The 25980-nt window shown below is 67.0% G+C and carries 26 protein-coding genes; 12 read left to right on the top strand and 14 right to left on the bottom strand.

The genetic code is table 11. From position 1 onward, the window contains the following. Positions 1-32 precede the first annotated feature (32 nt). Positions 33-1172 carry a type III PLP-dependent enzyme gene (locus KUV65_RS12565; RefSeq protein ID WP_222191029.1) on the bottom strand — a complete coding sequence of 380 codons (1140 nt, stop codon included), beginning with the start codon at positions 1170-1172 and terminating at the stop codon, positions 33-35. Positions 1173-1295: 123 nt separating this feature from the next. On the opposite strand from KUV65_RS12565, the gene KUV65_RS12560 reads away from it, so the two are divergent. Next, positions 1296-1730, top strand: a complete 435-nt coding sequence (locus KUV65_RS12560; RefSeq protein WP_222191028.1) for an Lrp/AsnC family transcriptional regulator — start codon at positions 1296-1298, stop codon at positions 1728-1730. A 3-nt stretch (positions 1731-1733) separates the two neighbouring features. Here the strand turns inward: KUV65_RS12560 and selD are convergent, their stop codons facing one another. After that, positions 1734-3905 carry a selenide, water dikinase SelD gene (gene selD / locus KUV65_RS12555; RefSeq protein ID WP_222191027.1) on the bottom strand — a complete coding sequence of 724 codons (2172 nt, stop codon included), beginning with the start codon at positions 3903-3905 and terminating at the stop codon, positions 1734-1736. A gap of 4 nt (positions 3906-3909) precedes the next feature. Next, the gene (gene truA, locus KUV65_RS12550) at positions 3910-4683 is read right to left on the bottom strand and encodes a tRNA pseudouridine(38-40) synthase TruA (protein ID WP_222191026.1); all 774 of its coding nucleotides are present in this window, start codon (positions 4681-4683) and stop codon (positions 3910-3912) included. A 128-nt stretch (positions 4684-4811) separates the two neighbouring features. Here truA and KUV65_RS12545 point away from each other — a divergent pair, with 128 nt between their 5' ends. From KUV65_RS12545 to ileS, 6 genes are all read left to right on the top strand, one after another. Continuing rightward, entirely contained in the window at positions 4812-6224 is a 1413-nt protein-coding gene (locus tag KUV65_RS12545; protein ID WP_308124667.1) for a YcjX family protein, read from the top strand. 10 nt (positions 6225-6234) lie between these two features. Continuing rightward, complete coding sequence (locus tag KUV65_RS12540; RefSeq protein WP_222191025.1) at positions 6235-7245, top strand: YcjF family protein; 1011 nt, start codon at positions 6235-6237, stop codon at positions 7243-7245. A gap of 66 nt (positions 7246-7311) precedes the next feature. Then, entirely contained in the window at positions 7312-8226 is a 915-nt protein-coding gene (locus KUV65_RS12535) for a DMT family transporter (protein ID WP_222191024.1), read from the top strand. A 51-nt stretch (positions 8227-8277) separates the two neighbouring features. Continuing rightward, positions 8278-8991 (top strand): VIT1/CCC1 transporter family protein, encoded by a 714-nt coding sequence (locus KUV65_RS12530; protein ID WP_222191023.1) that lies wholly within the window; start codon positions 8278-8280, stop codon positions 8989-8991. Between the two features lie 79 nt (positions 8992-9070). Then, positions 9071-9373: a hypothetical protein gene (locus KUV65_RS12525; protein WP_222191022.1), complete on the top strand. Its 303-nt coding sequence runs from the start codon at positions 9071-9073 to the stop codon at positions 9371-9373. Positions 9374-9571: 198 nt separating this feature from the next. Next, positions 9572-12490, top strand: coding sequence for an isoleucine--tRNA ligase (gene ileS, locus KUV65_RS12520; protein ID WP_222191021.1), 2919 nt, complete (start codon positions 9572-9574; stop codon positions 12488-12490). 76 nt (positions 12491-12566) lie between these two features. Here the strand turns inward: ileS and KUV65_RS12515 are convergent, their stop codons facing one another. Further along, the gene (locus KUV65_RS12515) at positions 12567-12965 is read right to left on the bottom strand and encodes a SpoIIAA family protein (protein ID WP_222191020.1); all 399 of its coding nucleotides are present in this window, start codon (positions 12963-12965) and stop codon (positions 12567-12569) included. A 128-nt stretch (positions 12966-13093) separates the two neighbouring features. Between KUV65_RS12515 and yghU the strand changes: the two genes are divergently transcribed. From yghU to KUV65_RS12500, 3 genes are read left to right on the top strand one after another with little or no spacing between them, the layout of a single operon-like run. Next, complete coding sequence (gene yghU, locus KUV65_RS12510) at positions 13094-13963, top strand: glutathione-dependent disulfide-bond oxidoreductase (protein ID WP_222191019.1); 870 nt, start codon at positions 13094-13096, stop codon at positions 13961-13963. Beyond that, positions 13960-14208 (top strand): DUF3253 domain-containing protein, encoded by a 249-nt coding sequence (locus KUV65_RS12505; RefSeq protein ID WP_222191018.1) that lies wholly within the window; start codon positions 13960-13962, stop codon positions 14206-14208. Before yghU ends, KUV65_RS12505 begins: the two co-directional genes overlap by 4 nt. Next, entirely contained in the window at positions 14205-14654 is a 450-nt protein-coding gene (locus KUV65_RS12500; RefSeq protein WP_222191017.1) for a methylated-DNA--[protein]-cysteine S-methyltransferase, read from the top strand. Before KUV65_RS12505 ends, KUV65_RS12500 begins: the two co-directional genes overlap by 4 nt. Positions 14655-14685: 31 nt before the next feature. On the opposite strand, the gene ygfZ is transcribed toward KUV65_RS12500, so the two are convergent. Beyond that, the gene (gene ygfZ, locus KUV65_RS12495; protein ID WP_222191016.1) at positions 14686-15453 is read right to left on the bottom strand and encodes a CAF17-like 4Fe-4S cluster assembly/insertion protein YgfZ; all 768 of its coding nucleotides are present in this window, start codon (positions 15451-15453) and stop codon (positions 14686-14688) included. 128 nt (positions 15454-15581) lie between these two features. Between ygfZ and KUV65_RS12490 the strand changes: the two genes are divergently transcribed. Beyond that, positions 15582-16778: a pyridoxal-phosphate-dependent aminotransferase family protein gene (locus tag KUV65_RS12490; RefSeq protein WP_222191015.1), complete on the top strand. Its 1197-nt coding sequence runs from the start codon at positions 15582-15584 to the stop codon at positions 16776-16778. Between the two features lie 3 nt (positions 16779-16781). Here KUV65_RS12490 and KUV65_RS12485 read toward each other — a convergent pair whose 3' ends face one another. Together KUV65_RS12485 and KUV65_RS12480 are read right to left on the bottom strand one after the other, a co-directional pair. Next, a complete protein-coding gene (locus KUV65_RS12485) occupies positions 16782-17000 on the bottom strand; it encodes a hypothetical protein (RefSeq protein ID WP_222191014.1) in 219 nt (72 codons plus the stop codon). A 66-nt stretch (positions 17001-17066) separates the two neighbouring features. After that, entirely contained in the window at positions 17067-18191 is a 1125-nt protein-coding gene (locus KUV65_RS12480; RefSeq protein WP_222191013.1) for a pyridoxal phosphate-dependent aminotransferase, read from the bottom strand. A 90-nt stretch (positions 18192-18281) separates the two neighbouring features. On the opposite strand from KUV65_RS12480, the gene KUV65_RS12475 reads away from it, so the two are divergent. Then, positions 18282-18446 (top strand): twin-arginine translocation signal domain-containing protein, encoded by a 165-nt coding sequence (locus tag KUV65_RS12475; protein WP_222191012.1) that lies wholly within the window; start codon positions 18282-18284, stop codon positions 18444-18446. Here KUV65_RS12475 and KUV65_RS12470 read toward each other — a convergent pair. From KUV65_RS12470 to KUV65_RS12440, 7 genes are all read right to left on the bottom strand, one after another. Further along, positions 18443-18712 (bottom strand): hypothetical protein, encoded by a 270-nt coding sequence (locus tag KUV65_RS12470; protein WP_222191011.1) that lies wholly within the window; start codon positions 18710-18712, stop codon positions 18443-18445. The two genes, KUV65_RS12475 and KUV65_RS12470, sit on opposite strands and share 4 nt — an antisense overlap. A gap of 4 nt (positions 18713-18716) precedes the next feature. Then, positions 18717-19070, bottom strand: coding sequence for an SH3 domain-containing protein (locus KUV65_RS12465; RefSeq protein WP_222191010.1), 354 nt, complete (start codon positions 19068-19070; stop codon positions 18717-18719). A gap of 65 nt (positions 19071-19135) precedes the next feature. Beyond that, the gene (locus tag KUV65_RS12460; RefSeq protein ID WP_222191009.1) at positions 19136-19468 is read right to left on the bottom strand and encodes a DnaJ family domain-containing protein; all 333 of its coding nucleotides are present in this window, start codon (positions 19466-19468) and stop codon (positions 19136-19138) included. Positions 19469-19529: 61 nt separating this feature from the next. After that, positions 19530-22664, bottom strand: coding sequence for a valine--tRNA ligase (locus tag KUV65_RS12455; RefSeq protein WP_222191008.1), 3135 nt, complete (start codon positions 22662-22664; stop codon positions 19530-19532). 155 nt (positions 22665-22819) lie between these two features. Beyond that, complete coding sequence (mnmH, locus tag KUV65_RS12450) at positions 22820-23869, bottom strand: tRNA 2-selenouridine(34) synthase MnmH (protein WP_222191007.1); 1050 nt, start codon at positions 23867-23869, stop codon at positions 22820-22822. Positions 23870-23876: 7 nt separating this feature from the next. After that, entirely contained in the window at positions 23877-24839 is a 963-nt protein-coding gene (locus KUV65_RS12445) for an NAD(P)-dependent oxidoreductase (RefSeq protein WP_261331792.1), read from the bottom strand. Between the two features lie 51 nt (positions 24840-24890). Further along, the gene (locus KUV65_RS12440; RefSeq protein ID WP_222191005.1) at positions 24891-25787 is read right to left on the bottom strand and encodes a UTP--glucose-1-phosphate uridylyltransferase; all 897 of its coding nucleotides are present in this window, start codon (positions 25785-25787) and stop codon (positions 24891-24893) included. Positions 25788-25980 lie beyond the last annotated feature (193 nt).

Here is a 25980-nt window from a genome sequence, read left to right as displayed (position 1 = left end):
CGGCCCTGTCCAGAGGGCGCGCGAGGTCAGCGTCACGCGAGGCTGCGCACCGTGGCCATCCGCATCGCCCCGTAGCCGTTGAATCGCGTGATCGTCGCGGTGGAATAGGCCCCCATCCCGTGGATCAGCAAATAGTCCCCCTCGGCCAGGTCACCGGGCAGGGCGACGTCGCCCGGAATGCGGTCGAGGCTGTCGCAAGTCGGCCCCCAGATCAGGCGCGGGACAGGCGCCGCGCAGCGCAGCTCGCCATCCGGGGCCATAACGCTCAGGCGGTCGGTCATGCCCATGACGGGTTGTTCCGCCAGCGCCCCGTAGATGCCATCGTTGAGGTAGACCATGCCGGGGCGCAGCGCCTTTACCCGCAGGGCAAGGCTGACCGACTCGGCCACCATCGCGCGGCCCGGTTCGCAGACCAAGGCGGGGCGGGCATCGCCGAAGACCCGCGTGACCGCGCGTCCGATGGCGTCGAAAATCGCCTCCAGCAGCGGCGTATCCGCCTGCATCCGGCGCGACGGGAATCCGCCGCCGACATTCAGACGGTCGAGGGTGACACCCGCCTTGTGCGCGATCTCGGCCGCCGCGAAGATATAGCTGACCCAAGCCTCGGGGTCAGTGCACTGCGTTCCGGGATGGAAGGTGAGCGACGGGCGATACCCGGCCTTGGCCACGGCGCGGAGCAGATCGGTCGCGGCCTCGGGCGATGCGCCGAATTTCTCGCCGAAATCATAGGCCGCGCCCGCGACCGGCAGTTTGAAGCGCACGGTCATCTCGGCACCGGGCTGGACGCCCTCCTCGACCAGCTTGGCGAATTCGCCCGCATCGTCGATCGAGTAGGAGGTCACGCCCATGCCGATGGCTGCGTCGATCTCGGCGCAGGACCGCACGGGGTTGTTGTAATGCAGCGCCGCCTCGGGCGCGATGGACCGCACCAGCGCGATCTCGGCGGGCGAGGCCACGTCGAAGGCCGTGAGGCCCGCGCGGGCGAGGTTCTCGACCACCGGGCCTGCCGCGTTGGCCTTGACAGCGTAGGTGACGAGGCCGGGAAACCCGTCGAGGAACCGCCGCGCCGTCTGCGCCAGGATCTCGGGCGACAGGAACAGCACCGGGTCATCGGGCTGCTCGGCCACGAGGTAAGACTTGGGCGTCATGTGGAAAGGGCGGGTGACGGTCATTGCGCGTCTCCTGTTGGGCTGCTCGCAAGAAAAGGATGCCGCGCAAAACCGGCGGTTTCACTGGTCACTTTGAACAATTTGCGCAAAGGTGCCGGCAAAGTGACGAAATGACGGGCAATTCTGATGATGGATGAGATCGACAGGGATATCCTGCGCCTGCTGGCGGGCGATGCGCGGATGTCGGTCGCCGTGATGGCGCGCAAGATGAAGGTGGCGCGTTCAACGCTTCAGGCGCGGCTGGAACGGCTGGAAAACTCCGGCGTGATCGCGGGTTACACCCTCAAGCTGGGGGAAGCGGCGCGCGCGGGCCGTATCCGTGCCTCGGTCCTGTTGACGATCGAACCGCGCAGCCAGGCCGCCATCCTGTCGCGCTTGCGCGCAGTGGCCGAGGTCGAGCGCATTCACACCACCTCGGGCCGGGTGGATTTGTTGCTGGAGGTTGCCGCGCCGACCACGACGGCGCTCGATGCCGTGCTGGACCGGATCGGCGAGATCGACGGCGTGAAAAGCTCCGAAAGCCTGATCCACCTGACGACGAAACTGGACCGCGCGTTGTGACGCTCAGGCGAGCGTGATCCCCGCCCCCTCGGTCACGACACCGATGATCGCCGCGTCATGGCCAAGCGCGCGGATCCTGGGCAGAACCTTGGTCGCATCGGCTTCGGGCAGCGCGGCCAGCAAGCCGCCAGCGGTTTGCGGGTCGAAGCACAGATCGGCGCGCGGGCTCTCCGGGGCCGTGACCGTCCATTGAAGGGCGGCGCGATTCTGCGGGTACAGCGTCGAGCGGATGCCACGATCGGCCAGCACCTCGGCCCCGTCCAGCAGCGGGAGGGCGGAGACGTCCACCCGCGCGCCGACGCCCGAGGCCGTGCAGATATTCGACAAGTGCCCAGCCAGGCCGAAGCCCGTCACATCCGTCATCGCATGGGCCAGCGGCGCCAACAGCGTCGCCGCGTCGCCCTGCGGGCGGGCCATCGCCGCCCAGGCCGCCATGACCTGGTCGCCGGGGGCTTTCGCCTGCATCTCGGCGGCGAGGATGACGCCGGTTCCAAGCGGCTTGGTCAGGATCAGCGCGTCGCCCGCTTGCGCGCCCGTCAGCGTGACGGCGGGTCCATCCAGAAGGCCGGTGACCGTGAACCCCACGGTCAGTTCCGATCCCATCGAGCTGTGGCCACCGACCACCTCGGCCCCTTCGGCGGCAAAGACGTCGGCTGCGGCAGCCATGACCTCGTCCAGCCATGCCCCCTGCATGTGGGTCGCCATGCGGGGCAGGATCACATTGGCCAGGGCCGATTGCGGGACCGCCCCCATCGCCCAGACATCGCCGAGTGCATGGATCGCCGCCACGCGCGCCACCAAGGCCGGGTCGAGCGCGAAGGCGCGCAAATGGTCGGTCGAGATCGCCTGCCGCGTCTTGCCCATCACCAGCACGGCCGCATCGTCGCCCGGCACGCGCTCCACGTCCTTGCGATTGGCCGAGGGCAGGCCCGTCAGCACGTTCGACAGCGCCCCGGCGCCCAGCTTGGCCCCGCAGCCGCCGCATGGCGCGGGTCCTGACATCTCGGCCGCCACGCCCTTGGCCGCGTTGGCGGGCGGACGGGGGGCCTCCATCCGGGGCAGCTGGCGAAACTTCTCCATGAATTTCTGGTCGATGGAGTTCTTCCAATGCCACAGCGCCCCGCCCGCCACGGCAAACCCCGCCTTCTCGGCCACGGCGCGCTGATCGCCCATCGAGATGAGTTTCAGGAAATCGCCCTGCGGCTTGAACGCGCGGCGCTGCGCCCCGATCAGGTCGGCGCGCAGGTTGTGGGCAAGGATCGGCGCAGCGCGCACGGCGTAGACGCCTGCCTTGGGGCGCGGGTCGGGGGCGAAATGGACACAGTCCCCGGCGGCATAGATCGTCGGATCGCTGACCGAGCGCAGGTATTTATCAACGACGAGGAAGCCATCCTTCACCTCCAGCCCCGTCTCGGCCACCCAGGCCTGCGGCAGGGCGGCGGCGGTGCCAAGCGTCAGGTCCGAGGGGATGCGGCGGCCGTCCTCCAGCCGGATGTCGCTTGCCGTGACTTCTGCCGGGGCGACGCCCTCGTGCCGCGTGATCCCCCAGTCCCTCAGCGCCTTCAGCAAGTGTTGGCGGGCCGCCGGGACCACGCTGTTCAGGATCGTGCCGCGGTCGATAACGCAGATCTCGGCCGCCCGCCCCACCGTCTTCATGCGATGTGCGCAGGCCATGGCCACTTCGCAGCCCGCCACGCCGCCCCCGATGACAGCGATCCTGATCGGCCCGGTCCCCGCGCAAACCTCGGCCCACCGGTCGGCGAAACGCGCCAGGGGCTTGGCGGCCACGCCATGCGCGGCAAAGCCCGGAAGCGACGGCATTTCAGACGTGATCCCGATATCGAGAGAGCAGATGTCGTAGCGCAGCACCCGCCCCCCCGCGAGCGTCACGGTCTTGGCCGAGGCGTCCAACGCGATAGCCCGGTCGCAGATCAGCCGCGCCCCGGCGAAGCGCGCCAGGCGGACAAGGTCGATCTCCAGCGCGTCGCGGTCGTAATGCCCTGCGATATGGCCCGGCAACATGCCCGAATAGGGGGCGGTCGGGCCGGGATTGACCACCGTGACCCGCACGCCGGGCACCGGGTTCATCCCCCATTTGCGCAAGGCAAGCGCATGCGAATGGCCCCCGCCCACGAAGAGCAGGTCTTTGACAAGGGGGACAGGACCGGTTTCCATCGTCTCAACCTTTCGCGAAGGGGTCGTCGGGGTAGCCAACCCCGGTCAGGTAAAGGCCCTCAGGCGGGGCGACCGGACCGCAGGCGGCGCGATCACAGGCCGCCAACGCCTCGGCCACGCGTGCGGGCGGCCAGGCCCCGGCGCCGACGCGTTCCAGGGTGCCCACGATGGACCGCACCTGGTTGTGCAGGAAAGACCGCGCCCGCAGGTGAAAGCGGATCTCGCGGCCATGGGGCAGATCGACCGGGTCCACCACCACCTCGTCCAGTGTCTTGACCGGGCTGGCGGCCTGGCAGATCGAGGCGCGGAACGTCGTGAAGTCGTGCTTGCCGATCAACGCCCTAGCCGCCTCGGCCATCGGCGCGGGGTCGAGATCGCCGCGCACATGCCAAGCCAGCCCCGCGTCATGGACCAAAGGAGCGCGGCGCGCGATCAGGCGGTAGGTATAGCGCCGTTCGACCGCCGAGAACCGCGCATGCCAATCGTCGGCCACGCGCGCGCAGTCCACGATGGCGACGGGCGCGGGTTTCAGGTGCCAGTTCAGCGCCTCGGACAGGCGGAACGGGTCCCAGTCGCGGGCCATATCGCACTGCGCCACCTGCCCCGTGGCATGCACGCCCGCATCCGTACGCCCCGCCGCCGCGATGGAAGGAACGTCCTTTTCCAACCGGGCGAGGGCGGCCTCGATCGCACCCTGGACCGAGGGCTGGTCGGCCTGGCGCTGCCACCCGGCAAAGGGCGCGCCGTTATATTCGACTTTGAGGGCGTAACGCGGCATGGCGACCGGCTAGCGCATCGCGCGGGCGGCGTCCACGGGGCCTGACGACGCGCGCGGTCTTCTCCCCTGTAAACGCCGCCTGCGAATGCCTATTCTCAAGGGCAAAGAAGTGGAAAGGACGCCAAGGCGTGGTCATCGGACGAGTAGCAGACGGGTTGGGCCGCGGGGTGGAGGGGCTTTCGCAGGCGGTGTCCGAAACCTTCTTCGAACCCGTGATCCGGTTGGGCGTCACGGGCCTCGCACGCTCAGGCAAGACGGTGTTCATCACCTCGCTCGTGGCGAACCTGCTGGACCGGGGCCGCATGCCGGGGCTGGAGGCCGCGCAATCCGGCCGGATCGAGGCCGCCTACCTGCAACCGCAACCCGACGATACCGTCCCGCGCTTCGCCTTCGAGGATCACCTCGCCGCCATGACGGGGCCGACCCCGTACTGGCCGGACAGCACGCGCTCGGTCTCGGAACTGCGCCTGTCGCTGCGGGTGCGGCCAACGGGGCTGCTGGGTGGAGTGACCGGGCCGCGCACCGTGCATCTCGATATCGTGGACTACCCGGGCGAGTGGCTGTTGGACCTCGCGCTGCTGGAACAGGATTTCGCGGCGTGGTCCGAGGCGGCCCTTGCCGCTGCCCGCACCCGGCCCGAGGGGACGGCCTATGTCGCCCTGGTCGAGCGGACGGCAACGGACGACAAGCTGGACGAACCCACCGCCACGGCGCTGGCCCGTGGCTGGACCGACTACCTGCAAGCCACGCGCGACGCCGGCTATTCCGATTGCACGCCGGGCCGGTTCCTTCTGCCCGGCGATCTAGAGGGCAGCCCCGCCCTGACCTTTGCGCCGCTGCCCGCAAGCGCCGCCCCGCGCGGTTCGCTGGCGCGCGAATTCGCCCGGCGCTACGAGGCCTACAAGTCGCAGGTCGTCAAACCGTTCTTTCGCAACCACTTCGCCCGGATCGACCGGCAGATCGTCCTGGTCGATGCGCTTGGCGCGATCCATTCCGGGCCGCCCGCGCTGGAGGATCTGCGCCGCGCGCTGGCCGGCATCCTCGGGGCGTTCCGGCCTGGGCGAAACAGCTTTCTGACCGCGATCCTCGGCAAGCGGGTGGACCGCATCCTCTTTGCCGCGACCAAGGCGGACCATCTGCACCACGAACAACACGCCCGCCTTGCCGCGATCATGGAGGCGCTGGTCTCCGAGGCGCGGCGGCGCGCCGATTTCAGCGGGGCGGAGACGCAGGCCATGGCCATCGCCGCCCTGCGCGCAACGGTCGAGGAAACGCGGCGGGTGAACGGCGACGACCTCGGGGTCGTTCGGGGCGTGCTGGAAGAAACCGGCAAACAGGCGGCGCTTCATCCCGGCGACCTGCCCGCCGATCCGGCGGCCCTGCTGACGCCCGCGCGGGACGGGGCCGAGGCTTGGCTCGATGGCGATTACGGCGTGATGCGGTTCGCGCCCGCCCCGTCCAGCCTGCGACCGGGCGAGGGGCCGCCGCATATCCGGCTGGACCGCGCGGCGGAGTTCCTGCTGGGCGACCGGCTGAGATGAGGACGGAAAGATGAGCGAACGCAAAGGCCCGGTCCTGATCGAACTGGACGAAGACGAGGCGGCATCGCGACAAGGCCCCGAAGCAGCCGACCCGGTCCCCGATCTGCCCGGCAGCGCCCCCGAAGGCCGCGCGATGCAGGTGGTTGCGACCTTGGGCGCGCGCAAACCCTCGCGCGTCGCGCGCTGGTTCTGGGCGGCGCTGACCGCGCTGATCGGGTTCGTCGTCTCGCTGGCCGCGTGGGAGTTCGTGACGGGCCTTCTGGCGACCAACCCGATCCTCGGATGGACGGCGACCGGTCTCATCGCGGTCGTCATCGGCACCCTTGCGATCATTGCGCTGCGCGAGTTGGCGGCTTTTTCGCGCCTCGGGCGATTGGACGCCCTTCATCGGCAGGCCGAAAGCGCATTGGCCTCGGGCGATCTGAAGGACGGGCGAGCGGTCGTGGACCGGCTGACCGGCCTGTATCGCGGGCGGGCGGAGTTGCGCCTCGGGCGCGAGACGGTCGAACGCCAGCGCGGGGACGTGTTCGACGTCACCAGCCTCTTCGCGCTGACCGAGACGCAGTTGCTGGCCCCGCTCGACGCTGCTGCAACGCGCGAGGTCGAGGCCGCGGCGCGGCAAGTGGCGACGGTCACAGCCCTTGTACCGCTCGCCCTTGCGGACGTGTTCACGGCGCTGACGGCGAACTTGCGGATGATCCGGCGCATCGCCGAGATCTATGGCGGGCGCGCCGGCACCCTTGGTGCGTGGCGCCTGACCCGCGCGGTGCTGACCCACCTCGTGGCCACGGGCGCGGTGGCGGTTGGCGACGACCTGATCGGGTCGGTCGCCGGTGGCTCGATGCTCTCCAAGGTCTCCCGTCGGTTCGGCGAGGGGATCGTGAACGGCGCGTTGACCGCGCGGGTGGGGGTCGCAGCCATCGAAGTCTGCCGCCCGATCCCCTTTACCACGGTCAAGAAGCCCGGCGTGACGGCGACCGTGCGCCGGGCGCTGACGGGGCTGTTCGGCCAAAAGGCCTGAGCCCGCTTCGATCTGCATGGCTGATCTGACGTGACAGCCCCCGCGCCGCGTGCCACAGACAGGGGCATGAGCCAACCCCACGCCGACCGCCCGCTGCTCGGCATCGTATTGATGCTGGGCTTTTGCGCCATCGTGCCCATCGCCGATGCGATGGCGAAGCTGTTGGGCGACTTTCCCCTGACACAACTGGTGCTGATCCGCTTCGCGGCTCAGGCGATCCTGCTGTTGCCGCTGGCACTCTGGCTACGGCAGAGCCTTTTTCCCAATGCACGGGTGGTGCGGCTGACGCTGCTGCGCACTCTCTTGCAGATGAGCGGGATCGGCCTGATGTTCACCGCGCTGCGCTACCTCCCCCTGGCCGATGCCATCGCCATCGCCTTCGTCATGCCCTTCATCATGCTGCTGCTCGGGTGGTGGGTGCTGAACGAAGAGGTCGGCCCCAGACGTCTGGCCGCCTGCGCCGTGGGGTTTGCGGGCACCTTGATGGTCGTGCAGCCCAGTTTCGCCGAGGTCGGCTGGCCCGCCCTTTTGCCCCTGGCGGTGGCCTTCATCTTCGCCTTCTTCATGCTCGTCACGCGGCAGGTGGCCAAGGAAATCGACCCGGTCGCCCTGCAGGGGGCCGCGGCCATCCTTGCCCTGCCGATCCTGATCCCTTTCGTGTTTCTGCCCGTGGCCGGGGAAACCCCGCTGACCGGGTGGATCACGCCGATGGGGGCAGACCTGGGCCTTTTCGCGATCCTCGGGTTCGCGGGGGCGGTGGCGCATCTGCTTATGACATGGTCGCTGCGCTTTGCGCCCTCCGCCACGCTGGCGCCGATGCAATATCTTGAAATCCCGCTGGCGACGCTCGTGGGCTTCGTCATCTTCGGTGACCTGCCAGACGGGTTGGCGGCCTGGGGGATCGTGGTGACCATCGCTGCGGGCCTCTACATCGTCTGGCGCGAACGCGCGGTCAGCCGGGCTGCACCCCCCGCCGCCTGATTGATCTGCCGCAAGGCAAAGCGGCGAAGCGGCAGGCAAGATCGGCGGATCATGGCGCGCGAACATGGACACAGCCAAACCGAGGTCGAGGCCCGGATCAACGCCCCTGCCGGGCGTGGATACCTGCGCGACATCGTCTACGGCGGCATCGACGGGGCGGTGACGACCTTCGCCATCGTGGCGGGTGTTGCGGGAGCGGGCCTGTCGCCCACCGTGATCGTGGCCCTGGGGCTGGCCAACGTGCTGGCCGATGGGTTTTCCATGGCCGCCGGGAATTTCTCGGGCACCAAGGCCGAGCGTGACGACGCGCGGCGGCTGGCCGACGTGGAACGACGCCACCTGTCCGACCATCCCGATGGGGAACGTCGCGAGATCCGTGAAATCCTGCGGCAAAAAGGCCTGTCGGGCGAGGTGCTCGACGCCGCGACGGACCAGATCGCCACGAACAGGGAGGTCGCCGTGCGCCTGATGCTGACGGATGAATACGGCCTTTCGCCGGTCGAACCCCGCCCGATGCGCGCCGCCTTGGCAACCTTCTGGGCCTTCCTGCTGGCCGGGGCGGTGCCGCTCATGCCCTTCCTTTTGGGGCTGCCCGATGCCTTCCGCCTGTCGGCGATCATGACGGGCGTCGTCTTTTTCGGGATCGGCGCGGCAAAATCCATCTGGTCGGTCGCGCCCTGGTGGCGGTCGGGCGGCGAAACACTGGCCATCGGCGGGGCGGCGGCGGGTGTAGCCTATGCCGTCGGCACGTTCTTCGCGGTGTGACGCACCGGATTTCCCGCCTTGTGAACGCCCCCTTCTCGGCGTTTAGCTGTCCCTGCCCTGTCTCGTAGAAAGTGTGCCCATGTCCTATTCCGATCTTACCACCCTGCCCAAGGTTGCCTTGATCGTCGCCATCCTCGGCTTCGTCTTCGGGGTCCAGACGCTGACCACCAGCACCGTGAACGGCGTGACCCAATGCAGCTTCATCGATTACGGCGCGCTGCTGTTCGGGGCAGCCGGGGCGTTCCTGGGGTCGCTTGGCGAGGTGAAGGCGCTCAGCCTGGTTGAGGGCAAGCTGGTGAACCTCATGGTTTCGGGTGCGGCGGTGATGATCGGCATCTTCAACGTGCTGCGCGGCCTTGGCGTGATCTGGGGGCCGTGCTGACGCAGGCGCCGCCCTGCCCTTTACCCTGCGCCCGCGCGGGCCTATACCCGCGCCATGATGACGTTTGCCGCGATCCTCATTCGAATTAGCAGCCCGGCGCTCTGACCCGATCAGGCCGCCGGGACGAAGGTGCTTGAGCTATCGCACCGCCCTGCTATTCACCATCCGACATCCGCAAAGCCCGAGGAGCGCCCGACCATGTGCGCCGATACGCCCGACCAGACGGTCGATTACAAGGACACGTTGAACCTTCCGAAAACCGATTTCCCGATGCGCGCGGGCCTGCCCAAGCGCGAGCCGGCCTGGCTGGAGCGGTGGAACCAGATCGGCATCTACGAGCGGCTGCGCGACAAGGCCAAGGACGGATCGCGCAAGCCCTTCACCCTGCATGACGGCCCGCCCTATGCCAACGGGCACCTGCATATCGGCCACGCACTGAACAAGATCCTCAAGGATTTCGTGGTGCGTAGCCAGCAGATGATGGGCCGCGACGCGCGCTACATCCCCGGATGGGACTGTCACGGCCTGCCGATCGAATGGAAGATCGAGGAAGCCTACCGCGCCAAGGGGCAGGACAAGGACAAGATCGACGTCGTCGATTTCCGGCAGGAATGCCGCCGCTTTGCCGAGGGCTGGATCGACGTCCAGCGCGAGGAGTTCAAGCGCCTTGGCGTGACCGGGACGTGGGACAAGCCCTACCTGACGATGGATTTCCACTCCGAGCGCGTGATCGCCGAGGAATTCATGAAATTCCTCATGAACGGCGCGCTCTACCAGGGGTCAAAACCCGTGATGTGGTCGCCGGTCGAGAAAACCGCGCTGGCCGAGGCCGAGGTGGAATACCACGACCGTCAGACCGACGCCGTGTGGGTGCCGTTCGATATCTCGGCGGGCGCTGCCAGCGACACGGAGGGTGGCAAGGTCGTGATCTGGACCACCACGCCCTGGACCCTGCCGCAGAACCGCGCGATCTGTTTCGGCCCCACGATCAGCTATGGCCTCTATGAAATCACCGGCCGCCCCGAGGAATGCTGGGCGCGGATCGGCGACCGCTACCTCCTGGCCGATGCCCTGGCCGAAGAGGCGCTGTCTGCCATGCGGCTGGAGCCCGAGATGTATCGCCGCCTGCGCGACGTGACGCCCGACGAATTGGGCGCGCTGACCTGTGCCCATCCCCTGCGCGGGGTCGAGGGCGCGGAGGGCGAGTGGGACTATGACGTGCCGCTCTTCCCCGGCGATCATGTCACCGACGACGCGGGCACGGGCTTTGTCCACACCGCCCCCAGCCACGGCGACGACGATTACCAGATCGGGCGTCAGCACGGGCTGGAGATGACCTACAACATCCTCGACGACAGCTCGTTCCGGGCCGACCTGCCCTTCTTTGGCGGTGAGCGGATCATCAAGGAAAACGGCAAGCCGGGCGGGGCCAACAAGTCCGTGATCGACAAGCTGGTCGAGGTGGGCAAGCTGCTGGCGCGTCGCCGCATCACCATCAGCGACGCGCATTCCTGGCGCTCCAAGGCGCCGGTGATCCGCCTCAACCGCCCGCAATGGTTCGCCGCCATCGACCGCGAGATCGGCGGCGACGACACCTATGGCAAAACGATCCGCGAGCGCGCGCTGACCTCGATCGACAAGCTGGTCGAGTGGACCCCGCAAACAGGCCGCAACCGCCTCTATTCCATGATCGAGGCGCGGCCCGACTGGGTTCTGTCACGCCAGCGCGCCTGGGGTGTGCCGCTGACCTGCTTCGTCAAGAAGGGGGCCGCCCCGACCGACGAGGATTTCCTGTTGCGCGACCCGGCGGTCAACGCCCGCGTACTGGAGGCGTTCGAGACCGAAGGCGCAGATGCTTGGTACAAGCCCGGCGCCAAGGCCCGCTTCCTCGGCAATGAATACGACCCGGAAGATTACGAACAGGTCTTCGACATCCTCGACGTGTGGTTCGACAGCGGCTCCACCCATGCCTTCGTCCTGCGCGACCGCGAGGACGGGTCCGAGGATGGCATCGCCGACCTCTACCTAGAGGGCACCGACCAGCACCGGGGGTGGTTCCACTCCTCCATGCTGCAGGCCTGCGGCACCATCGGGCGCGCGCCCTACCGGGGCGTTCTGACCCACGGCTTTACGCTGGACGAGAAGGGCATGAAGATGTCCAAGTCCGTCGGCAACACCGTCGCCCCGCAAGAGGTGATCGACCAGTACGGCGCCGATATCCTGCGCCTTTGGGTGGCGCAGTCGGATTACACCGTCGACCTGCGCATCGGCCCCGAAATCCTGAAAGGGGTGGCCGACAGCTACCGCCGCTTGCGCAACACGATGCGTTTCATGCTGGGCTCGCTGGCCGACTTCACCGAGGCCGACCGCATGGACCCCGTCGATATGCCCGAGCTGGAGCGTTGGGTGCTGCACCGCCTGGCCGAGTTGGACGAAACCGTGCGCAAGGGCTACGACGCCTATGACTACCCCGGCGTGTTCAACGCGGTGTTCCAGTTCGCCACCAGTGACCTGTCGGCCTTCTACTTCGATATCCGCAAGGACGCGCTCTATTGCGATGGCGACACGGCGCGCCGCCGCGCCGCGCGCACCGTGCTGGATATCCTGTTCCACCGGCTGACGACATGGCTGGCCCCGATCCTCGTCTTCACGATGGAAGAGGTCTGGCTGGAACGTTTCCCGGGCGATGACAGCAGCGTGCATTTGCAGGACATCCCCGAAACGCCCGCCGCATGGCGGGACGAGGCGCTGGCCGCGAAATGGGCCGAGGTCCGCCGCGCCCGCCGCGTCGTGACCGCCGCGCTGGAAATCCAGCGCCGCGACAAGGTGATCGGCGCAAGCCTCGAGGCCGCGCCCGTCGTCCATGTCCGCGACGAAGGGATGCTGGCCGCGCTGAAATCGGTGGCGTTCGAGGATGTGGCGATCACCTCGGATATCGTGCTGACCGCCGATCCGGTCCCGGCCGAGGCGTTCCGCATGCCCGAGGTCGAGGGCGTGGGCGTCGTCTTTGAAAAAGCCGACGGGCAAAAATGCCAGCGCTGCTGGAAGATCCTGCCCGACGTGGGCCAGCACAGCCATGCGGGCGTCTGCAAACGCTGTGACGCGGCCTTGGGCTGACAGGAAAAAGGGCGCGCCCGAGGGATCGGCGCGCCCTTGATACTCGTCACTCTTTGAGCACCTTGAAGTTGCCGGGTCAGGCCGCCTCCGCCTGATCGGTCTTGAGCCACGCCAGCGCGGCCTCTTCGCTGTCGAAGGATTTTGCCTCGACCGGCAGGACCCTGCCCACGGTCTCGACGATGCCGCCCGCATCGCCCGGGGCGTTTGCCACGACGTAATTGCGGACATTCGTCACGGCCTTGGCCTGCGCCGTCATCGCATCTGTGGACCAGTTTGCACCAGCCTCGGCGCTGCGATCGGTGTCGAAGACCAGCAGCATGTCGATTTTTCTGTCCTTCGGCAGCGCATCGAACAGCGTGTTCATGCGCTCGCCCATCGCGGCCATGTCGTCGCGGGTGACCGCACCGGTGATGCGGAACGCGTGAACGTTGGCGATGCCGGGGTCGAATTCCTGAATGGTGTCGGTGGTCAGCATGACAGCCTCCTTTGCTTGCTTGAAAGGGCAACGCGCGCCGGACGCACAGGGTTCCTGCGCCTCTGCGCATTGGTCTCGGGCCGTTGGGTGGCTATGTGTGGGGCAATGGCAGCAAGAGGATCTGTGCAATGACGGATAGCCAAGCGTACACGCCCCCCAAGGTCTGGACGTGGGATGCGGAGAATGGCGGCAAATGGGGCAGCCTGAACCGCCCCATCGCCGGAGCGACCCACGAAAAGGAGCTTCCGGTGGGCAAGCACCCGTTCCAGCTCTACTCAATGGGCACGCCGAACGGAGTGAAGGTCACCGTGATGTTCGAGGAGTTGCTGGCCGCAGGCCATGACGCGGAATACGACGCGTGGCTGATCCGTATCGGGGACGGCGACCAGTTCGGATCGGGCTTTGTCGAGATCAACCCGAATTCCAAGATCCCGGCGCTGGTGGACCGGTCGGGCGACACCCCGTTTCGCGTCTTTGAATCCGGTGCGATCCTGCTGCATCTGGCCGAGAAATTCGGGGCCTTCCTTGGCAAGCCCGAGGATCGGCCCGAGCTTTTGTCCTGGCTGATGTGGCAAATGGGCAGCGCGCCCTATCTGGGCGGCGGCTTCGGCCATTTCTACGCCTATGCGCCCGAGCCGATGGAATACCCGATCAACCGCTTCGCGATGGAGACCAAGCGGCAGTTGGACGTGCTGGACCGCCACCTTGCCGGGCGCGACTGGATGGTGGGTGACGACATCACCATCGCCGATATCGCCATCGCGCCTTGGTATGGCCGGCTGGTGATGGGCGAGGCCTATGACGCGGGCGAGTTCCTGTCGGTGCAGGATTACAAGAACGTCGTGGCATGGGCGGACCGGTTCTTTGACCGCCCGGCGGTGCAGCGCGGCAAGATGGTCAACCGCACCTTCGGCGACCCGGCCGAGCAGTTGTGGGAGCGCCATGACGCGTCGGATTTCGACACCAAGACGCAAGACAAGGTGCAGGCAGCCGAGTGACCGGCGCAAGCGATGACGCCATCGCTGTCGAACTGATGCGCCTCGCGCGGTTGCGCGGGGCGGACAAGAGCTTCTGCCCGTCAGAGGTCGCGCGGGCGCTGTCCGCGGACTGGCGTCCGCTCATGCCAGAGGTGCGCCGGGTGGCGGCAGGTCTGCCGCTGATCGCCACCCAGCGGGGCGCAGCGGTCGATCCGGTCACGGCACGCGGTCCGATCCGGTTGCGGCTGGACGGCGGGCTTTCGTGAAAGGATCGGTCGACACCCACCTTGGCCCGGTCTGGGTCGAGGTCGCGGACGGGGCGGTGGTGGCCAGCGGCTGGGGCGTCGCAGAGGGTGGCGACGATCCGCTCCTGATCGCCGCCTTGGACGAGGTGACGGCCTATTTCAACGGACGGTTGGAACGCTTTACCGTGCCGTTACACCCGCATGTCAGCGGACTGACCGGTCGGGTGCTGGACGCGCTGTCGGCCATCCCCTTCGGTGAAACGCGGACCTATGGCGACCTGTCCAAGGACCTGGGCGCGCCAGCCCAAGCCATCGGCCAGGCCTGCGGCGCGAACCCCGTGCCGATCCTCATCCCCTGCCACCGCGCGCTTGGCGCGACCTCGCTCGGCGGGTTCAGCGCGCCGGGCGGGATCGAAGCGAAGGTCTGGCTCCTCCGCCACGAGGGGGCCGCGGGCCTGCTGATCTGAGCTTTCAGAAAACGGCTGAACTCACAGGCTTTTAAACAGGCTTTTCCCCATTCCACTTAAGTTTCGCGGTATCCGCCCACATCTCGCCACCGGCGCGATCATAGCGCAGATAGGCAATGCCCTGCCCCTTCGCCTGTGTATAAAGCGTACCGACCGCGCGGCCATCGGCATCGGTGATGGGCGTGCCCACCGGGGCCGAGCCATCGACGCTTACGGTCACGAGGCCTTTGCGAAGCTCGGTCTTGTGCTTCATCCGTGCGGTCACCTCTTGCCCCACGTAGCACCCCTTGCGGTGATCCACGCCCGACAGCCGGTCGAACCCGGCCTCCAAGATGTAGCTGTCGTCGGGGATCAGCTCGATGCCCGTCTCCGGGATGCAGGCGGCCACGCGGATCGCGTCCCAATCGATCGACGGCGCCGCTGCCTCGACGCCATAGGCCCGCCACCCGAGCGAGGGGTGGCGCGGGTCGGGCCACGCGCCCTCGGGGGGCTCGCCCAAGCCGCGTGCAACCGGCAGGCCACTCTCCTCGATCCCCACGTCCGCGCGCAGCTTGTACATCATGAGCCGCTGCGCCAGCGCCTGCGCAATGCCGCCATCTACATCGAGCAGCAGGTCGTCACCCCGATTGAGCAGGAAGAAATCGGCCAGGTATTTGCCCTGCGGCGTCAACAAGGCAGCGTAGGTCAGGCCGTCGCCCGGCTTGCCCACGTCGCGCGTGACAAGCCCATGCAGGAAATGTTCGCGCTCACCCCCGGTAAGGCGCAGAACCACCCGGTTTTCAGCCTGCTCACCGATCATGCATCACCTCCGCTGATTTGCCATCCAACAGCTAATCATGTCAGCGCCTTGCGCAAGCCATGCCCCACGATTGACCCCGTCAAAGCGCGGGCGTAACTCTCGTCCGTCCGAGAAAAGGAGCCCCCGACATGAGCCTCGCCAACGGTCGCCATTACCTTGCCATCCCCGGCCCGTCCGTCATGCCCGACCGTGTGTTGCAGGCGATGCATCGCCCCGCGCCGAACATCTATACCGGCGAGTTGGTCGAGATGGTGCACGGGCTGGTGCCGGACCTGAAGGCGATTGCGCGCACCAAGCACAACGTGGCCATGTATATCACCAACGGCCACGGCGCATGGGAAGCGGCGATCTCCAACACCCTGTCGCGCGGCGACAAGATCCTCGTTCTCGGCACCGGGCGGTTCTGCCTCGGCTGGGGGGAATTCGCGGCGCAGATGGGCGTCGATTGCCAGGTGATCGATTTCGGGCAGCAATCCGACGTGGATCTGGCCCGCGTGGCCGAGGCGCTGGAGGCCGATACCGATCACCAGATCAAGGCCGTCATGGCGGTGCAGGTCGACACATCGACCAGCGTGAAGAACAACATTCGCGGCCTGCGCGACGTGCTCGATACCGTGGGCCACCCGGCACTCCTGTTTTCGGACAACATCGCCTGCCTGGCCTGTGACGAGTTCCACATGGACGACTGGGGCGTCGACCTGATGGTGACGGGCAGCCAGAAGGGCCTGATGACCCCGCCGGGCATGGGCTTTGTCTTTTTCAACGACAAGGCGGACCGGGCGCGGTCGGACGCGAACCTTGTCACGCCCTACTGGGACTGGCGCCCACGCGTCGACGTGACCGAGTTCTACCGCTACTTCAACGGCACCGCGCCCACGCATCACCTTTATGGCCTGCGCACCGCGATCGACATGATCAAGGAAGAAGGGCTGGAGAATGTCTGGGCACGCCACAGCACGCTCGCCCGCGCGGTCTGGGCCGCGGTGGATGTTTGGGGTCAGGCCGGGCCGGTGCGCGCCAACATCGCCGAGACGGACAAACGCTCCTGCGCGGTGACGACGGTCAATTTCGGCCCCGGCAACGGGCAGCGTCTGCGCGACTGGATGACCTCGGAAGCCGGGGTCACGTTGGGCATTCCCCTGGGCGGCGTCGAGGGGCCGGGCGGCGATCCGGCGGACTTCCTGCGCATCGGGCATATGGGCCACGTGAACGCGCATATGGTCCTCGGCGTTCTGGGGAGCCTTCAGGCCGGGATGGCCGCGCTGCAGGTCCCGCACGGGCCCACCGGGTTGGAAGCAGCGATGAAGGTCATCGCCGAAGGCTGATCGTCACTCCTCGCCCCGGAAGGCGCGGCGGAGATCATCTTCGCGCGTCTTGCGCGCGAGCGCCAGTTGCGCGTCCTGCTGGCGTTCGCAGGCGCGCAGCAGCAGATGCGTCAGCGCCGCCGCAAGGAACGCCCCCAGCGGGCCGGTCAGCGCCCAAAGGACGAACAGCGCGAAAACACCGAAGGCGACGAGCACCCCGAAAAACAGGCGAAAATGCATCATGGCAGGGGTCCTCGGCTTTGGGGAGCGTGCCGAGGAACCTAGTGCCAAAATGTCGCAGGGAAAGGTTCAGCCCGCGCTGCGCGCCTCGTCCAGCGCAAGCGGAAGCTGTTCGGCCAACCGGTCGAGATCGCGCTCCGTGCCACAGGAAATGCGGATGCAGCGGTCCTGCGGGGCGACGAAGGGCATGCGCACGAAGATGCCGCGCGCGACCAACCGGCCAAGGACGGCGCGGGCGAAATCGCCATCCGCGCCGCAATCGACTGTGACGAAATTCGTGGCCGAGGGCAGAGGCGTCAGGCCGTTGTCCCGCGCGATCTGCGCGATGCGCTCGCGGGCGGTGGCGATGCGCGCAACGGTCGACTGCAAGTAGTCCTGATCCTGCAACGCCGCCAGCGCCCCCGCCTGTGCCACGCGCCCCATGCCGAAATGGTTCCGAATCCGGTTGAACGCGGCGATGAACTCGGGGGCTGCCAACGCATAGCCCACGCGCAGCCCCGCAAGACCATAGGCCTTGGAGAAGGTGCGAAACCGGATCACGCGCGGATGGCTCAGGTCGAGCGGCAGAACGGCCTCTGCGGGCGCGGTGTCGACATAGGCCTCGTCCAGCGCCAGCACGGTGCCCTCGGGCAAGGCGTCGATCATTCCCCGAACACGGGCGGCGTCATGCCAGCTGCCCATCGGGTTGTCGGGATTGGCGAGGTAGACCAGCTTGGCGTTCACCTCGCGCGCCTTGGCGATCAGCGCCTCGGGATCCTCGGCATCGCCCGCATAGGGCACCTTGTGCAGCGTGCCGCCGAAGCCCGCGACGTGGTAGTTGAAGGTCGGGTAGGCCCCGTCAGACGTGACAACGGCATCGCCCTCGGCCACCAGCATGCGCACGAGATAGCCCAGCAACCCGTCGATCCCCTCGCCCAGGACGATGTTATCGATCCCGACGGCGTGATGGGCGGCCAGCGCGCTGCGCAACTCGAACCCTTCCGGGTCGCCGTACATCCAGGCGTCCCTGGCCGCTTCGGCGATGGCCGCGACGGCGCGGGGGCTGGGGCCGAACACGCTTTCATTCGCGCCGAGACGGGCGTCGAAACGCGCACCCCGCGCGCGTTCCTGCGTCTCGGGGCCGACAAAGGGCACCGTGGCCGGCAGGCTGTTGAGCAGATCGGTGTAGCGCGGGGGGGTGGATGCGTTCGACATGGCGCGGAGAAAAATCCGAAATTCTCCCCCCGCGCAAGATGTCTTGTGCCGCTAGGCTATGGGCCGTTCGACGCAAGCAGGAGGGGCGCCATGCCCGATCTGAACAGACGCGGGTTTCTCGCGGTCACCGCCGCGGCCGGAGTGGTGCGCGTGCTGCCCCCGATCGCGGCGCGTGTCAGGTCGCGCCGCATCCTCACGCTGGTCTATGACAAGGCGCTCGGGGCGATGCGCGCCGTGGACAAGGTGGTGCGCTAGCCCATGGCATCGCGCGCCTGCCGTCGGCCCAACCTGATCGCGTAGGCCAGCGCCCCCAGAGCGAGCGCGGCGATCAGCCCCGCCGCACCGCCCGGACCGATCAGTGCCACCAGACCGTCCACGACCCAAGCCACGACCCCCGAACGCCGTCCGGCGATGCCCGCCCCCTCGGGCCCAAATGTCCAGACCCGCCAAGCCAGCACCGACAGCCCAAGGCCCGTCACCGCCCCGAGGCCATAGGTGACGATATGAGGAGGCACCGCCATCGCCTCACTCCATATCCTCGGTCAGGTAGCGGCGGTTGACCCAGCCGCGCTGCGTGCCCTGCCATTCGACCAGGCACCACGCCGTGTAATTGTTCAGCGCAGCCTGTGCCGAGGGGCTGAGGGCGAAGAACTGATCGCGGGTGACCGTGGGCACGCAGACCCCCATCTGAACGCCGCGCGCGTCATGAGGCAGTTGGTCGATCACGAAATAATCGGTGCCCGGTCCGACCCGCACGTTCAGCACGTCGTTGGACGCGACACCCGTGACGCGCCAGGCATCGGGGCCATCGGCGGTGGCGTGGGCGGCAGGGGCCGCCAGCGTCGCGGCGGCAAGAAGGGCGAAAAGACGGCGGGGCATGGCGCACTCCTTTGCTTCTACAGGTCCAGTGTCGCCCAAGCGGCACCCCTGCGGCAATGGAGGTTTCACCGCATGAAGGCCTTGCGCGCCTCGGTCGCGATGGCGAGCTTCATCTCCAGTTCTGCGATCAGGGCCATGGCGCGGCGTTTCGCGTCCTCGGTCACGGCCTCGGCATAGGCAGCTTTCGCAGCCTCGACCGCGCGGCGCAGTTCGACCTCTTCGGGCAAGGCGCCATGTTCGGCCATCATGCGATAGCCGACGGCCTCGCCCGCGCTGACAAAAGCCTCTTCGGGATGCTCCGGCAAGGGTTTGCCCTCGCCCTCAAGGCGCGAGAGCTTCCCCTCGGCCAAGGCCTTCTGCATCTGGCGTTCGGCCAGTTTGTCGAAGAAACCGGACATGCGCCCAGTCTACCGCATCCGGCCGCCCGTGGCGACGGGCAACCGGATGTCAGCAGGTCAATCACCCAAGGGCGCTGAGACGCTCCAACGCGGCGCGGATCTTGCCCTCTTCCTCTTCGCGTGCGGCGAGGTTCTCGCGGGTTTCCTGCACCACCTCTTCCGGCGCGCTTTCCGCGAATTTCGGGTTCGAGAGCCGCCCCTTGAGGCCACCGATTTCCTTGCCAAGCTTGCCGAGCACCTTTTCAAGGCGCTCCTTCTCCTGCTCGACATCGATGTAATCGGCGATGGGCAGGCCGAAGGTGCCCCCCTCGACGGCGACGGTCACGGCACCCTTCGGCAACTCCTCGACCACGCGCAACTCCTCGATCCGCGCAAGGCGGTCGATCATCATCGCGTTGGCGTCGTAAGCGGCCTGCTTGTCGGCATCGAGTTGCAACTGCAAGAGCGGCACCTTGAGGCCGGCTGGCACATGCATCTGCTGCCGGACCGAGCGGACCTCTTCGATCAGGGACAGAACCCAGGTCATCTCGGCATCTGCGGCCCGGTCGATCAGTTCCTCGCCATAGCTCGGCCAATCGGCATGGATCAGCATCGTGTCGCGATCCGCGATTTCGCCCCAAAGCTCTTCGGTGACGAAGGGCATGGTGGGGTGCAGCAGGATCAGGCACTGGTCGATCACCCAGGCCATCGTCGCGCGGGTTTCGGCGATCACGGCCTCGTCGCCGCTGGCGAAAAGCGGCTTGGCAAATTCGAGGTACCAGTCGCAGACGCGCCCCCAGACAAAGGCGTAAAGGCCGTTCGCCGCATCGTTGAACCGGAAGGCGCCGAGTGCCTCGTCATGGGCCAGCCGCGCGCGGGCGGTTTCGCCGATGATCCATTTGTTCACCGTCTGCGTGACCGAGGCCGGGTCGAACCCAGGAACCGGCTTGCACTCGTTCATCTCGGCAAAGCGCGCAGCATTCCACAGCTTGGTGCCGAAATTGCGATAGCCCGCGATGCGGTCTTTCGACAGTTTCAGGTCGCGCCCCATCGCCGCCATCGCGGTCAGCGTGAAACGGACGGCATCGGCGCCGAACTCGTCGATCAGTTCCAGCGGGTCCAGCACGTTGCCGATGGATTTCGACATCTTGCGGCCCTTCTCGTCGCGGACGAGCGCGTGGACATAGACCTGCTTGAACGGGATTTCGTCCACCACGGCCAGTTGCATCATCATCATCCGGGCGACCCAGAAAAAGATGATGTCGAAGCCCGAGATCAGGACAGAGGTCGGGAAATAGCGCTGCAATTCAGGAGTTTGCTCGGGCCAGCCGAGCGTCCCGATGGGCCAGAGCCCGGACGAGAACCACGTATCCAGAACGTCGGCATCGCGCCAGACGGGATAAACCAGATGCGTGGGGTCTTCGCTGAGGTTGTATTGCGCAAGGCTTTCGGCCAGCGCATGGGCGGCAGCGTGCCGATCCTCGACTTCGATCACCTGCGCATGGTTCAGCGGCGCGGGCAGCTTGGCCAGCACATCGGCGAACTGGCCCGAGACGGCCTCGAAATCATGGGCGGCGTGATGGCGTTCATCACCCTTCAGCAGGGTCTGCGCCGACAGGAGGCGCAGCATCTCGACGATATCGAGTTGCCCGTCGCCCTCGTCATCGACGAAGCCGTGGCTGCCAAGGTCGAACCCGTACCAGACGGGGATCTGGTGCCCCCACCACAGCTGGCGCGAGATCGTCCAGGGCTCGATATTTTCAAGCCAGTGGAAATACACCTTGCGGTGCTGTTCCGGCATGATCGTCGTGCGCCCGTCGCGGACGGCATCCAGCGCGGGGCCGACGATCTTGGCGGTGTCGACGAACCACTGGTCGGTCAGCATCGGTTCGATCACCACCTTGGAGCGGTCGCCGAAGGGCTGGGTGATGACCTTTTCCTCGACCAGCGGCACAGGGTGCGACGCGGCTTCGTCCTCTGCCTTGACCGCGGCCTTGCCAAGACGCGGGTCATCGGCGCGGGTCATCACGGCGAGGCCTTCCTCGGTGATCTCCTCGACGACGCGCTTGCGCGCCTCGAACCGCTCCAGCCCGCGCAGGTGGTCAGGCACAAGGTTCAGGGCATCGGCCTCGGTCTCGGTCAGGGTGCGCGTGCCGTTGGCGACCTCCTGCGCGATGGCGGCGGCCTCGGCGTAGGGCACGCCATCGTCGCGCAGATGGGCTTTCTCATCCATCAGGCGGTAGCAGGGAATCCCGCCACGCTTGGCCACGCCGTAGTCGTTGAAATCATGCGCGCCGGTGATCTTGACCGCGCCCGAGCCGAAATCGGGGTCGGGGTATTCATCGGTGATGATGGGGATCAGACGGCGGTGTTCCTTGGGCCCGACCGGGATTTCGCAAAGCTTGCCGACGATCGGCGCATAGCGGGCATCATCGGGATGCACGGCAACCGCGCCATCGCCCAGCATCGTCTCGGGCCGGGTGGTCGCGATCGAAATGTAGTCGCGTTCCTCTTCGAGGATAACGTTCCCATCCTCGTCCTTCTCGACATAGGTGTATGTTTCGCCGCCGGCGAGCGGGTACTTGAAGTGCCACATGTGGCCCTGCTGGTCGATATTCTCGACCTCGAGATCCGAAATGGCGGTCTCGAAATGCGGGTCCCAGTTCACCAGCCGCTTGCCGCGGTAGATGAAGCCCTTGTTGTACATGTCGACGAAGACCTTGATGACGGCATCGTGGAAATTGCCCTCTTCGCCCTCGGGGGCGCCGGGCGCGCCGGACATGGTAAAGGCCTCGCGCGACCAGTCACACGACGCGCCGAGGCGCTTGAGCTGTTCGCGGATCGTGCCGCCCGACTGCTTTTTCCACGCCCAGACATGGGACAGGAAATCCTCGCGGGTCATGTCGCGGCGCGATTTGCCCTCTTTCGCCAGTTCGCGCTCGACGACCATCTGCGTGGCGATGCCGGCGTGATCCGTGCCGGGCTGCCACAGCGTGTCGAAGCCGCGCATCCGGTGCCAGCGGACCAGAACGTCCTGAAGCGTGTTGTTGAAGGCATGGCCCACATGCAAAACGCCCGTCACGTTTGGCGGCGGGATCATGATGCAGAACGGGTCGGCATCGGGCTTGGCGTTGGCGCCTGCCTTGAAGCAGTCCTTCGCCTGCCATTCCTGCATGATGCGGGCCTCGGCCTCGGCCGCGTTGAAGCTCTTGTCCATGGGTTCCACGCCTCTTTCCTCGCGTCGCCGGGTTCCCTACCGAAGCCAAGCGGAAAGGCCAAGGGGGCACCGGCGCGGCATAGCGCGACGGTCGGGCCGGGAGGGGGCAGAAAACTCGAGTTTTCCGGGCCGTTTTCCTCGAGGAAAACGCCCGCTCAGGCGTCGAGCGTGTCGCGGATCCGGCCGGCAAGCGCCTTGAGAGCAGCGGGATCGAGCCTGTCGGACTGGAGCCGGGCCAGAACCGGGCTTTCATCGCCCTTTCGCAGACGGGCATAGGCCGGGTCGTAATGGCGTTCGACCAGTGAGGCGGACAGTTCGACCAACCGGCCCTCCTCCAGCAGCACCAGCCATCCATCGACCGTGTCATGCCCCGCAAGCGTCCGCAGCTTGTTCAGCCGTTCGGTCAGGGCGGGTTTGTCAGCGGCAAGACCGGCGTAAGCTTGGGCGAGGAATTCCGCGCGGGCGGCAACGGGTGCCTCGATCACGAGGCGCGGGCTGTCGCGCATGGCGACCCACATCTGCGGCGGGATGCGCAAGCTGCCGATCCGGGCCGATTCCGCCTCCACCAGCACGGGTCGGCCCGGATCCAACCGGTCCAACGCACTCACCAGGGCCGACTCGAACCCTTTCTGCGCCGGCTGATCGCCTTCGATATCGCCAAGGATCGACCCGCGATGATTGGCCAACCCTTCCAGGTCGATCACCTGCCCGCCCTGCGCCGCCACCTCGGCCAGTAGCGCGGTTTTGGCGGTTCCGGTGAACCCGTCGAGCCGCAGGATGCGAAAGGGCAGCGGATCGTCGTAGAGCGTCTTCACCACCATCCGCCGCCACGTGCGGTAGCCGCCCTCCAACACCTCGGCCCGCCAGCCGATCTGTTGCAGGATCGAGGTGAAGGACCCCGACCGCTGCCCGCCGCGCCAGCAATAGACGAGCGGCCGCCAGCCACCATCGAAGCCCATCAGGCTGTCTTCGATGTGACGGGCGGCATTCCGCGCGACCAGCGCAGCGCCGATCTTGCGGGCGCGAAACGGGCTCTCCTGCACGTAGATCGTTCCGACCTGCGCGCGTTCCTCGTTCGACAAGACAGGCAAGTTGATCGCGCCGGGGATATGATCCTCGGCGAATTCCGCGGGGCTGCGGACGTCGATGATCGTGTCGAACCCCGCCCCGGAGAGCGCGCCGGTGTCGGTCAGGGTGAACGCCACCGACGCGTCAGACCTCTTCGCCGTTCATCCGGCGGAAGCGCTGGATCAGGCTGGAGGTGTCCCACCGGCCGCCGCCCAGTTGTTGCACCTCGGCGTAAAACTGGTCGACCAGCGCGGTGACGGGCAGCGACAGGCCCATCTCGTCGGCCTGGGTTAGCGCAATGTCGAGATCCTTGCGCATCCAGTCGACGGCGAACCCGTGGTTGAACTCGTTATCCACCATCGTGCCCGCGCGGTTGGCCAATTGCCACGATCCGCCCGCGCCCTGGCTGACAAGGTTGGCGACCTTCTTGGGGTCGAGCCCCGCCTTCATCGCGAAATAGAGGCCTTCGGAAATCGACTGGATCGCGCCCACGATACAGATCTGGTTGACCATCTTGGTCTTCTGGCCCGAGCCGACGGGGCCGAAATGCTCGGTCATCTTGGAATAGCAGTCCATCACCGGCTCGGCGGCGGCAAAGTGGGCCTCTTCCCCCCCGCACATGATGGCAAGCTGGCCATTCTCGGCCCCGGCCTGCCCGCCGGAAACGGGCGCATCGACCCAGCCGATGCCCTTTTCGGCGGCCGCGGCGGCCAGTTCCTCGGTCACGATGGCGGAAACGGTCGTGTGATCGACGAAGATCGCGCCCTCTTTCATCCCGGCAAGCGCACCATCCGCGCCGGTCACGACCGAGCGCAGATCGTCATCGTTGCCGACGCAGGCCATGACGAAATCGCAGCCGGCGACCGCTTCACGCGGGGTGGCGGCAAAGCTGCCGCCATGCTCGGCGGCCCATTTCTCTGCCTTGGCGGTCGTGCGGTTGTACACGGTCACGTCGTGACCCGCCGCTTTCAGGTGCCCCGCCATGGGGTAGCCCATCACGCCCAGACCCAGGAATGCCAGTTTCGCCATCTGTCCCTCTCTCCCATTTCTTGGCCGGGCGCCCTGCCCGCGCCGCGCAACGGTAGCAGGCGGCGGGGGGCTGTCCAGCGATCGACCCGGGTTTTGCCCGCAAGGCGCCCCGGGCGCAATGGGAATGGATCAGGCCGCGCGCGGCGGTGTCGCGGCTGCCGGGGCTAGCTCGGCAAGAACCTCGGCATATTCCGGGTCTTGCGCGGCGAGGTGGAGCGTCGCGCGCAACATGCCCGGCTTGGAGCCGCAGTCGAACCGGATGCCCGAGAAACGCCACCCGGCAAGCCCGTACTCCGTTGCGCCGCGGGCAATGGCATCCGTCAACTGGATCTCGCCGCCCGCACCGGGGGTCTGGGTTTCCAGCGCGTCGAAGATATCGTGATGCAGGATGTAGCGGCCCACGACGGCCTCTTGCGACGGGGCGTCGGCGGGATCGGGCTTCTCGACCATGCCATCGGCGCGCATCAGGCGGCCTTCGCTGCCGGTGACCGACAGGATGCCGTATTTCTTCGTCTCTTCCGGCGCGACGGTCATCGTCGCGATCATGTGGCCGGCGCCAGCGGTCTCGTACGCCTCGACCATTTCCGACAGGCAGCCGGGCTCCCCGAGGATCAGGTCATCGGGCAGGATCACCGCGACCGGCCCCGGCAGGACGAAGGGTTTGGCGCACAGAACTGCATGCCCAAGGCCCAATTGCTCGTTCTGCATGGTGAAGGCCACGTCATCGGCCTTGGGGCACAGGGCGGCCTCTTGCAATTCGTCGGCCAGCGCGCCCTTGCCGCGCTCGGACAATTCCTGTCGCAAGCGCACGTCATCCATCACATGGCGCTGGATGGCGGTCTTGGACGGGTGGCTGACGAACACCATGCGTTCGACACCGGCGGCGCGAGCCTCGTCGATAGCGTACTGGATCAGGGGCGTGTCGATGACCGGCAAAAGCTCCTTCGGGGTCGCCTTGGTGGCCGGCAGAAACCGTGTGCCGAGGCCGGCGACGGGGAAGATTGCGGTGCGAACAGTGCTGGTCATCGGGTGGGGCCCTCCTGTTTTGATGCCGCGGTGCAGCAGACACACCGCTTCCGGTCCTATCTAGGCACCGAACGCCGGAAGGTCAAAAAACGACGCATCAAGTGTCGCAATCCGGCAAAAAATCCTCCATAAGGGGTGAAATGAACCAATCCGCCGAGGATGCTGCCTAATAATTAGGCAGGTCGTGGATCGG

The organism is Maritalea mobilis (genome assembly GCF_019800885.1).
GTDB classification, from domain to species: Bacteria; Pseudomonadota; Alphaproteobacteria; order Rhodobacterales; family Rhodobacteraceae; genus Roseibacterium; species Roseibacterium beibuensis.
This window is presented reverse-complemented; position numbering and strand designations above follow the sequence as displayed.